The organism is Lactobacillus helveticus (genome assembly GCF_046109915.1).
GTDB lineage: Bacteria > Bacillota > Bacilli > Lactobacillales > Lactobacillaceae > Lactobacillus > Lactobacillus helveticus.
The window spans coordinates 1,381,310-1,394,404 of the sequence record NZ_CP151471.1 but is presented as its reverse complement, the minus strand read 5'-3'; the positions used below and the strand labels follow the sequence as shown (position 1 = coordinate 1,394,404).

Here is a 13,095-nt window from a genome sequence, read left to right as displayed (position 1 = left end):
TTTATGTCTTTTACTGAATATTTAATATTAAATTTTGAAATTTGTAATAATTGATAAAGTTTACGTATTTGATTTTAACTTTTAGACACTGTCAAATAGTTTGTGTAAATAGATTTTTCTCGTAGATCGATTTTTTAATCTTTTATTTAGTCAAAATAGGATTCTAAGGTATCCTGAACCTGACCAAAACCTTTGTGGATTCGATTGCAATAGCATTGTTGCCAATCATTTGGTTAATTATTTCGCTTGGTGTGATGCGAATGCCAGCTGCACGTGCTTGTGTGATTGGATTAGTATTAACGATTGTACTTGCTATCGTTAGTTTTAAATAGCCGGTTTTAGATACTATGACAGGAGCCCTAGAAGGGATCATCATGGGTATTTGGCCAATCATGTTCGTAATCGTGATGGCGTTATTTGCGTACAATGTAACTACTGAATCGGGCGGAATGAAAATCATTCAGGACATGCTGGCTACGATTTCAACTGATAAGCGCATTATCGTGCTAATTATTGCTTGGGGCTTTGGTGGCTTTCTTGAATCAATTGCCGGTTTTGGTACAGCGGTCGCAATTGCGGCAGGTATTTTGATTGCCTTTGGGTTAGATCCAATTAGAGCGTCAGTAATTAGTCTGATTGCCAATACCACTGCAACAGCATTTGGTGCAATTGGATTGCCAATTTTAACATTGGCTGAAGTAACTAACTTGAAGCAAGAAAATTTATCCTTCATCGTAACTTTGCAATTATTCGTTTTGGTATTGCTAGTGCCATTTATTTTGGTAATTTTGACGGAAGGCAGCATTAAGGTTGTTAAAGGCGTTGGCTTGATTACCTTGATGTCGGACTTGGCATGGCTATTCCCCAGGTAATAGCCGCTAAATTTGTTGGTGCAGAATCACCTGCAATTGTAGGTTCACTTTGCACAATCACTATTACGGTTTTATTTACCAGATGGCATGAAGATGAAGAAGGACCTGATGTGGAGCGTCCAAGTACGAAGGAAATGCTTAAGGCATGTTCACCATTTATCTTGGTCTTTATCTTCGTCATTTTTGCATCATCATTGGTAGCGCCAGTGAATAATTTGCTCAGCAAGGCTACAACTAACTTGGTTATTTACACTGGCAAGAATCCTAATACCTTGGCTATTAATTGGTTAAATTCTCCAGGAACATTGCTTTTGATTTCCACATTAATTGGGGAACCATTCAAGGCGTTAGCTTTAAGAAAATGATGCAGATTTTAAGACAATGCATTAAGAGCGTGTGGAAGACCACGATTACGGTTTGCGCCATTGTAGGACTTGCTAAGGTGATGGTCTACGCTGGTATGACTGATGCATTAGCTATTGCCTTGGTAAGCTTGCTTGGACCTGTTTATCCATTGTTTGCACCGTTAATTGGAGCTCTTGGAAACATTCTTAACAGGCTCCGCTACTTCAGCTAACGTGCTCTTTGGTAACTTGCAACTGTCAGCTGCAACGGACTTAGGTGTAAGCAAGTACTGGGTTGTAGCGTCGAACATGACGGGTGCAACGGCAGGGATGCTGTCACCACAGAATATTGCGGTAGCAACCGGTGCGATTAATCGTGAAGGTGATGAAGGCGAGATCTTGAAGGAAACTGGCAAGTGGGGCAGTCTGTATCTCGTGATTTGTTGCGTCTTCTTGTATGTAGTTGGTTTAGTTGCAGGGATGATCTAATGGATGAAAAATTAAAATCTGTTCTGCTTAGTATGAAAACACAGCCAGATATTACTGGTGATGTTGAAGCAATGACAATAATTGATCATGCTTTAAGTGAAATAGAACAAGATATTGATCTAAATAAGGTTATTTTTAAGTTAAATCAGGAAATTGATAATTATTCATTGATGCATGATTTCAAGTTACCATCAACGTTAACTAAATTAAAAATTATGCTAGATGAAAATCCAAATAAGTGGACGGGAGCTGGCTTGACAGGTTCCATTTAAAAGCAAAAAGCTGATAATTCACGTGAAAGTGAGTTGTCAGCTTTTTTGTATGGGTATCTTTTTCAAGTCAGTGTCATTAAAAACTTATCGATATCAAATACGCTGAAATGATACCAAAAAAATGAGAGTTTGGAAAAAGTTTTATTTATTCTTGATGATTCTTATCAAATTCTTCCTGAGCTTTAAAATTACGCTCAAATATTTCGTAACGTTTTTGTTCAGTGGCTAGTTTCTTTTTGGCATATTCGGTAAGACTAACAACATCTTGATCAGCCTCGTAAGTAATGTATTGCGCTTTATCGTCTTTTTCGATGATTAAAGATGGCATTTCATTTTTAGCAAGTTCTAAGTTAATTAGCTCTCGACCAGTTATGCCATTTCCGTCTTCAAAGGGATGAATTCGTTCAAAATTAATATGTGCAGCCATCAGATTTTGGAGGAATTCATCTTTAGTTTGACTGTTTTCTAGACGATAATTGGTATTTTCTGCCCATTGTTTGACAGCAATAGGAGTCTCAGCTACGGAAGAAGTTTGGAAATCAGCACCTAAGATCATATTTTCATTTTGTTTGAATTTACCTGCAGTACCAATGGTATTTTTAGTTAATTCAAATTATTGTAATTTCAAAATATTATCAATGGTTAATTCCGCATTATTGTTAGTCATATTGAGCATTAGATAGAATGCATCTTTTTGATTACTGGCTTCGTAAATATCACGTAGCTTAACGCCTTTATTATTCACAAAAGTTACTCTGTCGTATAAAACAATGGCTTCCGTTTGCCCGAGCGATAATGAATTACCTTCAATTGCATTTGAGTGATAGGCAAAACGGACTAAAGCATCCCTAATATAATCTGGAGAATAAGCCTGCATGAATTACTTACCAATCAAACTCTCGAATTCGTTCAATCTCTTTTCAAAAGTCTTGAAAGCATCTTCCAAATAATCGGGCTTAGTCATGTCAACGCCGGCACGCTTCATGATCTCAGTAGGATAGTCACTAGAACCTGACTTAAGGTAGCCCAGGTATGCATCCCTATCAGCCTGACTACCATGCACAACCTTGTTAGCCAAAGCCGTTGCAGCCGCAAATCCAGTCGCATATTGATAAACGTAGAAGTTGTAGTAGAAGTGCGGAATTCGTGACCATTCAAGCGCAATATCGCCACCAGGTTCAACACTGTCGCCGTAGTAATGCTGGTTAATTTGACCATAAACATCATCCAAAATATCGGCAGTCAATGGTTCGCCCTTAGCATCTGCTTCGTGGATAAATTGTTCAAATACCGCAAATTGAGTTTGGCGGAACAATGTACCCTTGAATGAATCAAGGTAGTAGTTCAAGATGAATGCGCGCGTCTTAGGATCAGTAATATGGTCCAAGAAATATTCAGTCAAAATATTTTCATTAGTGGTTGAAGCAATTTCAGCCACGAAGATTGGGTAATCACCGTAGATATAAGGCTGACTGTGGCGGGTGTACCAAGAGTGAACTGAGTGTCCAGTTTCATGAACTAAAGTATAGAGTGAATCGATATTGTCTTCCCAGTTCAAAAGTTCATATGGATCGGTATCGTAAGCACCACCAGAGTAAGCACCAGTAACCTTGCCCTTAGATTCAACAGGGTCAATCACACGGTTGTTAAAAATATAATCAACATGCTTTAAGTAGTCTTCGCCAAGTGGCTTCAAGGCTCCTTTAGCTACCTTTTTAGCCTCTTCAAAGTTGTAAGACAAAGCAGGCTTACCAGTTAGCGGCACGTACATGTCCCACATTTGTAAGTCTTTAAGACCTAAAATTTTCTTGCGCAATGCGACATAACGGTGAAGCAAGTCAAGGTGTGAATCAACTTCTTTAATTAATGTGTCGTAAACTTCAACAGGTACGCCGTTATCAGCTAATGCGGCTTCACGAGCTGAATCATACTTGTGCATGCGTGCGTTGTAGTTATGTTTTTTCACAACGCCGGAGAGAGTAGAGGCAAGCGAGTTTTGGAATTGACCATAGCTGGCATAGAGAGTATTAAAAGCACCTTTACGCACGTCACGATTTTGGGACTGAATCAATAATGAATACAAGCCATTGGATAATTGCTCCATGTTGCCGTCTTCATCTTGCATATAGCCATATTCCATGTCAGAGTTGGTTAAAACGTTAAAGGTATTCTCTGACACGCTCATGGCATCCCCTGCGTCAGCGATAATTTTTTCTTCTTCTGCTGGCAAAGTGTGAGGACGCTTGTTAGTGATCATTTCCAAATAGTGGGCGTAATCAGCTAATCTTGGCTCGTCTTTTTTGAATTGCTCAAACTTTTCGGCAGGGATACTCAAAATTTCAGGATTAATAAAACTGGTTGCTGCTTCAAATTGATTGGACAAGCTTTGCACGCGGCTAACGTAGCCCAAATAATGTGAGTTAGAAGTATCAACATCGCTAGACATAGTGGCATAAACGTAAATATTTTCTACATCACGTTTAACTGCCAAAATCTTGGTCAAGCCTTCATACAAATCTTTGCCTGATTTAGCCAAGCTTCCCTTTAATTCACTTAGCTTAGCCACCTCATCTTTTGCCTTGTCAAAGGCATTTTCCCAGTCTTGGTCTGTTTTAAAGATGCGGGTTAAATCCCACTTCAAATCTTCTGGGACTTCGCTTCTTGTTGGAATCGCCATAAATTTTCCTCCATTAATTACATTTTGTATACATCATAATTCGATGTACAATGAAACACAAAAAATAAGTTATTATTAATTATAAGTAATTTTATTTCATCTAGCGATTAAAAGTGATACAAATGAACATGTATTAATTTTGAAGGGAAAAGATACAGATAATGGACCAAAATCCAAAACGAAGAGAAGAATACCGAGCAAGACAATCCTCGCTTAATCTCCACCGCAATCGTGCTTTTGCTGCAGAAAGTACCGTATATAAAAGTGGCAATATGTTTGCACGCTTTATTGGCGTAGTCGCATTAGTGGTCATTTGCTTTGGGGTAGCTTGGGCTGCGCACATGTATTTCACCATTCATAGTGCAGTTGATGGTAAAGGCGATAGCAATGTGCCAGCTTCAGCTAAGATTGCCAATAGACAACCGATTTCTGTTTTAGTTTTAGGTGTGGATCAAGGTATTGAAGGGCGTCATGATCGTGGTAATTCAGATACTATGATTTTAGCTACAGCTAATCCGCAAAAAAATTCTGCAACGATGACCTCGATTCCGCGTGATACCTTGGCTGATATTAAAGGCGATCCAGGAGACAAGTACTTCATGTTTAGGGTGAATTCTGCCTATGAAATTGGTGGCAGTCAATCAAGCATGAAGACCGTTTCGAGCATGTTAAATGTACCAATTGATTATTACCTAGAAGTAAATATGAAGGCGCTGCGTAGTTTGGTTAATGCGGTAGGCGGCGTAGATGTTAATGTGCCATTTGACTTTTCATATGACTGGTGTGATTTCCATAAAGGAAAGCAGCACTTGAATGGTCGTCATGCCGTGGCTTATGTCCGTATGAGAAAAGAAGACCCACGTGGTGACTACGGCCGTCAGCTTCGCCAGCGTCAGGTAATTGAAGCAATTATGACCAAGGCTATGTCAGTTAATACTATCAGCAATTACCGTAAGCTTATTGATATTTTCAATAAATATGTGAAGACTAATTTAACCTTTAACGATATGCTTAGCCTGGTTTTGAATTATCGTGGCTGTGCAAAGAACTTGAAGAGTGGTTATATTCAAGGGCATGATGCTTGGATTGATGGCTCTTCGATTCAGGTTGCTTCAACTAAAGAATTACAAAAGATTTCAAATAGAATTCGCAAGAATTTAGGTTTAGAAACTGAAACTTTAGATAATGAAGAGACACGGCAAAATGATTTGAATGACCAAAATAGTCATATCAAGTGGGACGATCCGCAAGCATTTACTAATTATCAGATCTATGATCAGAATTCAGATAAGCCTGCAAGTGGCTCTAGCTCTGGTTATGGCAAGAATCCTGATGCTTCGTCGTCAAGCAGTAGTAGTTCTAGTTCATCATCAAGTAGTGGCGGCTGGAAGTTTCAATGGTAAAAATTAACAGCATCCTGATATGGGATGCTGTTTTTTTTGCTGATGTAAAATAAACTGAGAGGTGAGGAATATGATTGGCACAATTGTAAATACATTAGCGTTATTAGTAGGAACGTCCATTGGTTGTTTAGTGAAAAAGGGGATTAACAAGCGTTACGAAGACGTTTTGTTTATCGCAATGGGGCTAGCCGCTCTAGGTATTGGCTGGGAAAACGTGACCAACACCATGCCTAAGAGCCACTATCCCGTTTTATTCATTGTCAGCCTAGCTCTAGGCGGCGTATGTGGGACCGCTCTGGACATTTCTGGGCGTTTTGATCGGTTGGTTGCAAAAGTGGGAAAATCCAATTTAGGTAAAGGCCTTGCAACTGAAATCTTGCTTTGCTGTATCGGGGCGCGCTCTCTATTGTAGGCCCTGTTATTGCGGCTGTAAAAGGCGACAACACCATGCTGTTCACTAATGCTACGCTGGATTTTGTAACGTCGATGGTTTTTGGTGCAAGCTTCGGCTGGGGGATGCTGGTTGTTGCTCCCGTTCTATTCTGCTGGCAAGGCAGCATTTATCTCGTTGCCAAATTTTTATCGGCAAGCTTTTTTACCTGTCCACTAGTAACAGAGATTTCCATTGTGGGCGGCTTCTTAATTGCCTGTTCAGGGTTAGCCCTGTTAAAAATTCGTGATGTTAAAACGCTGAACTTTTTACCATCACTACTTATACCAATCATCTTTTTCATTATTAAAGATGTAACAGGTCTATTTAATTGGAATTGATTTTTCTAAAAATTTTGCCAGCCATAGTGTGATGATGGATCAAATGTTGTTTTATTCCCATTAATTTAAAGTCGGCATTTTTGGCAACCCGTTCACTTTTACCATTTTCAACCGCGACGATTAAATCAACGTATTTAAGATTTAACTCGCTGAAGGCATACTTGCATACTTCAAGAACGCTTTTAGTCATAATACCGCGGCCTTGGTATTTGCTAGACAGCCAATAGCCGATTTCGCCTTTTTGGTTGGTGATTAAATTATGCAAATCGATCATGCCGCATGGTTCACCATTAACAAGAATGGTTAATACGATCATGCGCTCTTTGACCATGTCGGCTTGGATGGTTTTGATAAATTTGGCTTCGTCAGCTGAAGATTGCATGTTATAAGCCCAAGGCAGCCATTTACCCATGCTTTCTCGGTCATGCGCGATCGCTTGATAAAGATCAATTGCCTGCCAAGTTTGCGGCAACACTAAATGGATGCCTAAGTCATCGATTTGGAAGTGGATTAAAGAAAAATAGTAATGGACATTTTTTTTCATTTTATCGTCCCTTTCTAAATACAAATTGAGTTATTGCAAGTATACTTAATTCATATTCAAAAGTCATTGTAAAGTTGGCTAAATTTTGCTAAGTTCGTAAAAGTTACTGCTTTTGCGTTGAAAGGAGAAAATTATGCAAAAAAAAGAATCAATATTTCCAGTCATTTATGGCATAATTTCCGCAATAATTGCTTTTATTGCCGTATTTTTTATCTGCCTGCACACTTTTAGATTGAATTTGCAATTAGCGATTATACTGGCAGGTATTTTTGCAATTTTCTTTTTTGGTTTGTCTTATTTTAGAGGTCATGCTTCAGTTGAAATCAAGCGCATCGTTTATAAATATAAGTTAACGGATCAAGAAGTGGCTAATATTACGGGGATGAAGCCAAGCGACTTTCCAATTTATCATGATCGCTTGCAACTGATTCTGCCTAAGCGTTACTGGCCTCGCGTGCTTGATGCGCTGCAAAAGTATGAAAAAGAACAAGAATCTACAAATAATAGTTAGAGGGGAAAATGAGTTTATTAACTGTTAAAGACTTAAGTCAAAGTTTTATCGACAAGACTTTGTACGAAGATGCCAATTTTGTGTTGAATAAGGAAGACCACATGGGGGTTACTGGTCAAAATGGGGTAGGTAAATCTACCTTGATTAAGATCTTGACGGGTGAGATTATCCCAGATGAAGGTCAAGTTAAGTGGCAAAACAAGATTGATGTTGGCTATTTAGACCAGTATGCCAAGCTTGCACCTGGTGTAACTATCCGCGGCTTTTTGCGGACCGCTTTTGATGATCTTTTTAAGAAAGAACAAGAATTAAACGAGCTGTATACCAAGTATGCTGAAAATAGCGACGATAAGCTGCTAGAAAAAGCTGGCAAGATTCAAACATACTTGGAAGAAAATCACTTTTATGACATTGATACCGAGATCGAGCAAGTCGCAGCCGGATTGGGGCTAGCAGATCTAGGTTATGATCACGATGTTTCTAAGCTTTCAGGTGGGCAACGTTCTAAGATCATTTTAGCTAAGCTTCTTTTGCAAAGCCCTGATGTTTTAGTACTAGACGAACCAACTAACTACCTGGATGTATCGCATATTGACTGGCTGGTTGATTATCTGAACAACTTCTCTGGCGCCTTTATCGTAGTTAGTCACGACTACGACTTTTTAGGTCGTATTACCAATTGCATTATTGACATCGATTTTGGTACGATTACGCGTTATACCGGTACACTGAAGCAAGCGTTACGTCAAAAAGTGGCTAACCGTGAAACCTACCTTAAGGCTTATGCTAACCAGCAACGCAAGATTGCTAAGACTGAGGCATATATCCGCAAGAATAAGGCGGGTACTCGTGCTAAGAGTGCTAAATCTCGTGAAAAACAATTAGCAAGAATGGACGTTTTAACACCGCCGAAGAACAACCGGCGGGCTAAGTTTGAATTCCCATATGTAGCTACGGCTTCTAACTTGCTTTTGCAAGCGCAAGACTTGGTTATTGGTTATGATCATGCGTTAGTTAAGTCCGCCTTTAATTTCTCCGTTGGTGGGGATGAAAAAGTAGCGATCACTGGTTTTAACGGAATTGGTAAGACCACGTTGCTTAAGACTTTATTGGGCCAATTGAAGCCAATTTATGGCTCATATGAATTATCTGTAACGGCAAAACTGGCTTACTTTAAGCAGGACTTAGCTTGGCCTAACAACAATATGACGCCGCTACAATATTTGCAGGAAGAATTTGAACGCAAAAAGCCAAAGGAATTACGACAAGCGCTCGCACGGATGGGCTTGACTGCACAGCAAGCCATGAGTCCATTAAAAGAATTATCTGGTGGGGAACAGGAAAAGGTGAAATTAGCCAAAATGCAGTTTGAACCTGCTAATTTGCTTTTCCTTGATGAACCGACTAACCACCTAGATAACGATACTAAGGATGCGTTAAGAAAAGCCATTGTCAATTTCCCAGGTGGAGTAATTATTGTTAGTCACGAACGCGACTTCTTCCGTGGTGATTGGGTAGATAAAACAATAGATATTGAAACAATGAATTGAGGATAAAACTATGTCCGATAAGCACGATGGTGAATTTTATCAGGAAATATTGGATATTTGTTTAACCGCTGGACGTTTGATGATTGAAGGCGGCAGTGAAATGTATCGGGTTGAGGATACAATGCTAAGAATTGCTCGCAATGCAGGGGCAGAAGATCCTCGTGTTTTTGCCACGCCTACCTGTGTGTTTATGAGCTTGAATCATGGCAATCTCTCTCAAATGAAGCAAGTGCGCGATCGTAACATTGATTTGGAGTTAGTAGATCGTGTTAATGCATTGTCACGTCAATTTGCAGTTAAGCAAATTGATTTGCCTCAGTTGAAAGAAAAGATAGCCAAAGTAGCCGATGCGCCGTTCTTTCCAATGTGGATGCAAATCATCGGTGCGGCAGTCCTTAGTGCAACCTTGATGGTTTTGTTTATGGACAATTATGACTGGGTTGATTTCCCAGGTGCAGCCATAGTTGGGGGCCTCGGTTTTTGGGCATATTGCGAGTTTAAAAAGTATACTAAGGTCCGCTTTTTATCAGAACTAATTGCGGCAATGGTGATGGGCTTTTTAGCCATAGGACTGAATTGGCTGGATTCACAGATGATTGTGGGCAACATTTTGGTTGGAGCGCTGATGACTTTGGTCCCAGGACTGGCTTTGACAAATGCTTTGCGCGATTTGTTCATGGGGGATCTGCTGTCTGGCATCGTAAGAATGTGTGAGGCCGTTTTAAGTGCACTAGCTTTAGGTGGCGGCGTCGCCATTGTCTTGAAGTTCATGGGGGTCTAGGTATGCCTTTTTGGTTAGAGATAGTAATAAATGTAGCTTTTTCTTATATTGCTTCTGTGGGTTTTGCTATCACGATTAATGTTCCGCATCGTGCCCTTAATTCATTGGGGATTAGTGGTGCCGTTGGCTGGATGGCTTATTGGTTTTGTTTTCATTTAGGCATGGGTAGAATGGTTTCTAACCTGATTGGGGCCTTTTTGATCGGAATTTTGGGACTGTTTTTTGCTAGGAGAAAAAAGTGTCCTGCAACGGTCTTTAACATTCCTGCATTGGTGCCGCTGGTGCCGGGGATGCCAGCATATCAGGCCGTTCGTGCCCTTGTAGCCGATAATTATACGCTGGGTCAAGAACTCATTTTGCGGGTGGCGATCGTCACGGTCGCAATTGGGTTAGGATTTCTATTTTCTACAATGTGCATTGAAGCATTCTATAGGATAAAATATCGGCACTTAAAGAAGATAATGCTGTACATGAAACGTAAAAGATAGTACAATACGTAGCTGACGAGTCGATTAGTTAACGCGAGATGCGTATATTTATGAGATAGAGGACATCCGCCTTAAGTGGCAAGCACGGGAAGTGCTGATGTTGGACACACTGATGTGAACAGTTTGCATGTCCACATATGCTTATGCATGTGCCTTGAGTTAAAAAGGACAAGCTTTACATGAGCTTGTCCTTTTTGTTTTGCTTAATTTATTGATTAATTGCCGGAGAAAACACGGGATTTCAATCCCGTGATGAATCCGGCCTTTTTTAGTTTTTTTGCTTGTTCCCCCCTTCTTTCTTAAACATATGTTTGATATAATCTTAAAAAGAAAGGAGGGAACAAATGTGCTAAAAGGGATCAAATTAAGACTCTATCCTAATAGAACACAACAAAACCAGCTTGAGCAGATGTTTGGCAATGATCGTTTTGTTTGGAATCAAATGCTGGCCATGATGAATGAGCGCTATCAGAATAATAAAGATTTGCCTTTTTTAGGCAAGTTCAAGCTGAATTATCTGCTTAAGCCGCTTAAAAAAGAATATCCTTTTTTGAAAAACAGCGATTCTTCAAGCTTGCAGGTAGTTAATGAATTCCTAACTCAATCTTGGAAGAACTTCTTTCAAGATAAAACTGGCCAAGTAGGCAAGCCTCGTTTTCATTCACGCAAGTATCTGAAAAAGTCTTATACAGGCAAGTCAATCATAAAAACTGCAGGTAAAAGGTACTTGAAGATTACCAAATTGGGCTATGTCAAAACCAGCAAGAATGGAGTTTTGCAAAACACTAAGATTAAGCGCTACACTGTTCTGCTTGAACCAACAGGAAAATATTATTTGTCTCTACAGGTAGAAATATCTGAACCAGAGAAGTACAGCTTAACTGGCAAACGAGTTGGGATTGATGTTGGCGTGGCTGATTTAGCGATTCTGTCTAATGGGCTAAAATATCCTAGTTTTAATAGCTCTTATTTTGAAAAGAAAGCTAAAATTTGGCAGAAAAAGTATTCTCGACGTAGACATTTAGCTAAATTATTAGTTTTGCAAGACAGGAATAAAAAGGTGCTTTGTCCTAGAAGCTTAGAAAGCTTCACTAATTGGCAAAAAGCGCAAAAGTCAAAAGCCAAATACCAAGCTAAAGCAGCTAATCAGCGCAGAGATTATCTGCATAAACTAACTACGCATTTAGTTAAGCAATATGATGTAATTGCGATTGAAGATTTGAAAACCAAGAATCTTCAGAAAAATCATCATTTGGCTAAGTCAATTGCCAATGCTTCATGGCGAATGTTTAGACAAATGCTAGAATACAAATGCGAATGGTATGGCAAGAAACTAATTGCAGTTGATCCCAAGAACACTTCCAGAATTTGTTCAAAATGTGGCTATAACAGTGGCGCTAAGCCATTAGAGATTCGTGAATGGACTTGTTCTAAGTGTCAAACCAAGCATGACCGAGATATTAATGCGGCAGTTAATATCCTGCATAAAGGAAGTACAAAGCTAAGTGGTCAGGGACTGGCCATGGTAACAAGCTGAGTTCTGTGAGTTAGGTATTTGACTAGTTCAATGTAAGATCCTAAACACTACTCAGTGTTCCCAGAAACCCGGCACTTCAGTGCCGGTGTAGTTCATATAAAGAGCCTGCCGACCTTGTTGGTCGTAGCTTTGTTCTAGTTTGTGCCAGTTGACTGCTTGATTTTTAAAACCATAAGGATTGTTGAGGTAGACAATCTTCTTTTTCTTGTTGTAACCTGTAATTACGCAAGCATGCGATGACGGGGTAACGTTCACCTTACCAGCGTTGGTTTCCCACGTCTGCATGTTGTTGACGCGGCTAAAGGTTGTAGTGGTAATAATTAAAACGGGATGGCCATCAGAGACCAGTTTTAATACCTTCAGGAAGTTGCTGTCAGAGGCATTGACGATATGATTGGTGTATTTACGCGCAACGTTATAAAGCGGCCCGTTATAAACGCACCAGCCGGCATTAGCTACGGTCATATGACCAACGAAGCCTTGATTAGGGTTACCGCGATATTTTCCATTATCCGTAAAAGAATCAACGTGTTGAATGTTTTGAGCTAATTCATTTTTTGATACTTTAATGCCATAATAGTTCATGAGCATAGCTAAGCTAGTTACCTCACAGCCGTTGGGCAAATCAGGTAATTGATTATCTAGAGGAACATTTAACTTTTGTTTCTCTTTCATCGTCATCCAATTAAGTTCATCATCAATTTGATTTTTATTGGTCAAGTAGGTTAGACTAAGCACAAAAATTAATCCAATTGGGATAATTAAAAATAAGTACTTTAAATTAATTTTTTTATTTTTCATTGATAAACTTTGGGACTGATTAAGCAAGGATACCCCCCATTTTAATGCGGGGAGG

The 13,095-nt window shown here is 39.5% G+C and carries 12 protein-coding genes and 2 pseudogenes; 9 read left to right on the top strand and 5 right to left on the bottom strand.

The annotated features are described in order from the left end of the window. Positions 1-194 precede the first annotated feature (194 nt). Both AADV52_RS07105 and AADV52_RS07100 read left to right on the top strand, forming a co-directional pair. A pseudogene (locus tag AADV52_RS07105) lies at positions 195-1,705 on the top strand (L-lactate permease). Next, positions 1,705-1,977, top strand: a complete 273-nt coding sequence (locus AADV52_RS07100; RefSeq protein WP_014919449.1) for a bacteriocin immunity protein — start codon at positions 1,705-1,707, stop codon at positions 1,975-1,977. The pseudogene AADV52_RS07105 and the gene AADV52_RS07100 overlap by 1 nt, the downstream one beginning before the upstream one ends. Positions 1,978-2,122: 145 nt before the next feature. Here the strand turns inward: AADV52_RS07100 and AADV52_RS07095 are convergent, their stop codons facing one another. Genes AADV52_RS07095 through pepF form a run of 3 tightly spaced genes read right to left on the bottom strand, consistent with a single transcriptional unit; the run spans position 2,123 to position 4,654 of the window. Then, positions 2,123-2,569: a Fic family protein gene (locus AADV52_RS07095; protein WP_227028492.1), complete on the bottom strand. Its 447-nt coding sequence runs from the start codon at positions 2,567-2,569 to the stop codon at positions 2,123-2,125. 21 nt (positions 2,570-2,590) lie between these two features. Next, a complete protein-coding gene (locus AADV52_RS07090; protein ID WP_041808836.1) occupies positions 2,591-2,854 on the bottom strand; it encodes a hypothetical protein in 264 nt (87 codons plus the stop codon). A gap of 3 nt (positions 2,855-2,857) precedes the next feature. After that, positions 2,858-4,654, bottom strand: coding sequence for an oligoendopeptidase F (gene pepF / locus AADV52_RS07085; protein WP_014919448.1), 1,797 nt, complete (start codon positions 4,652-4,654; stop codon positions 2,858-2,860). Between the two features lie 161 nt (positions 4,655-4,815). Between pepF and AADV52_RS07080 the strand changes: the two genes are divergently transcribed. Both AADV52_RS07080 and AADV52_RS07075 read left to right on the top strand, forming a co-directional pair. Beyond that, positions 4,816-6,057, top strand: a complete 1,242-nt coding sequence (locus AADV52_RS07080) for an LCP family protein (RefSeq protein ID WP_014919447.1) — start codon at positions 4,816-4,818, stop codon at positions 6,055-6,057. 70 nt (positions 6,058-6,127) lie between these two features. Continuing rightward, positions 6,128-6,828, top strand: a pseudogene (locus AADV52_RS07075) (DUF554 domain-containing protein). Here the strand turns inward: AADV52_RS07075 and AADV52_RS07070 are convergent. Beyond that, positions 6,815-7,372, bottom strand: coding sequence for a GNAT family N-acetyltransferase (locus tag AADV52_RS07070; RefSeq protein ID WP_014919446.1), 558 nt, complete (start codon positions 7,370-7,372; stop codon positions 6,815-6,817). The pseudogene AADV52_RS07075 and the gene AADV52_RS07070 sit on opposite strands and share 14 nt — an antisense overlap. Positions 7,373-7,505: 133 nt before the next feature. Here AADV52_RS07070 and AADV52_RS07065 point away from each other — a divergent pair, with 133 nt between their 5' ends. From AADV52_RS07065 to AADV52_RS07045, 5 genes are all read left to right on the top strand, one after another. Continuing rightward, on the top strand, positions 7,506-7,883 hold the full coding sequence (locus AADV52_RS07065; RefSeq protein ID WP_014919445.1) for a hypothetical protein: 378 nt from the start codon (positions 7,506-7,508) through the stop codon (positions 7,881-7,883). A gap of 8 nt (positions 7,884-7,891) precedes the next feature. Beyond that, positions 7,892-9,433 (top strand): ABC-F family ATP-binding cassette domain-containing protein, encoded by a 1,542-nt coding sequence (locus AADV52_RS07060; protein WP_014919444.1) that lies wholly within the window; start codon positions 7,892-7,894, stop codon positions 9,431-9,433. Between the two features lie 10 nt (positions 9,434-9,443). Continuing rightward, a complete protein-coding gene (locus tag AADV52_RS07055) occupies positions 9,444-10,214 on the top strand; it encodes a threonine/serine exporter family protein (RefSeq protein ID WP_014564215.1) in 771 nt (256 codons plus the stop codon). Between the two features lie 2 nt (positions 10,215-10,216). Then, positions 10,217-10,702, top strand: coding sequence for a threonine/serine exporter family protein (locus tag AADV52_RS07050; RefSeq protein WP_014919443.1), 486 nt, complete (start codon positions 10,217-10,219; stop codon positions 10,700-10,702). Between the two features lie 277 nt (positions 10,703-10,979). Next, positions 10,980-12,239 carry an RNA-guided endonuclease InsQ/TnpB family protein gene (locus AADV52_RS07045; RefSeq protein ID WP_126096203.1) on the top strand — a complete coding sequence of 420 codons (1,260 nt, stop codon included), beginning with the start codon at positions 10,980-10,982 and terminating at the stop codon, positions 12,237-12,239. Positions 12,240-12,290: 51 nt separating this feature from the next. Here AADV52_RS07045 and AADV52_RS07040 read toward each other — a convergent pair whose 3' ends face one another. After that, the gene (locus AADV52_RS07040; protein WP_041808833.1) at positions 12,291-13,040 is read right to left on the bottom strand and encodes a C39 family peptidase; all 750 of its coding nucleotides are present in this window, start codon (positions 13,038-13,040) and stop codon (positions 12,291-12,293) included. Positions 13,041-13,095: the final 55 nt, after the last annotated feature.

What these genes read in the sequence shown, in the direction of transcription:
- AADV52_RS07100 (WP_014919449.1), top strand. Translation starts at nt 1,705, where the DNA reads ATGGATGAAAAATTAAAATCTGTTCTGCTTAGTATGAAAACACAGCCA.
- AADV52_RS07090 (WP_041808836.1), bottom strand. Translation starts at nt 2,854, where the DNA reads ATGCAGGCTTATTCTCCAGATTATATTAGGGATGCTTTAGTCCGTTTT.
- pepF (WP_014919448.1), bottom strand. Translation starts at nt 4,654, where the DNA reads ATGGCGATTCCAACAAGAAGCGAAGTCCCAGAAGATTTGAAGTGGGAT.
- AADV52_RS07080 (WP_014919447.1), top strand. Translation starts at nt 4,816, where the DNA reads ATGGACCAAAATCCAAAACGAAGAGAAGAATACCGAGCAAGACAATCC.
- AADV52_RS07070 (WP_014919446.1), bottom strand. Translation starts at nt 7,372, where the DNA reads ATGAAAAAAAATGTCCATTACTATTTTTCTTTAATCCACTTCCAAATC.
- AADV52_RS07065 (WP_014919445.1), top strand. Translation starts at nt 7,506, where the DNA reads ATGCAAAAAAAAGAATCAATATTTCCAGTCATTTATGGCATAATTTCC.
- AADV52_RS07060 (WP_014919444.1), top strand. Translation starts at nt 7,892, where the DNA reads ATGAGTTTATTAACTGTTAAAGACTTAAGTCAAAGTTTTATCGACAAG.
- AADV52_RS07055 (WP_014564215.1), top strand. Translation starts at nt 9,444, where the DNA reads ATGTCCGATAAGCACGATGGTGAATTTTATCAGGAAATATTGGATATT.
- AADV52_RS07050 (WP_014919443.1), top strand. Translation starts at nt 10,217, where the DNA reads ATGCCTTTTTGGTTAGAGATAGTAATAAATGTAGCTTTTTCTTATATT.
- AADV52_RS07040 (WP_041808833.1), bottom strand. Translation starts at nt 13,040, where the DNA reads ATGAAAAATAAAAAAATTAATTTAAAGTACTTATTTTTAATTATCCCA.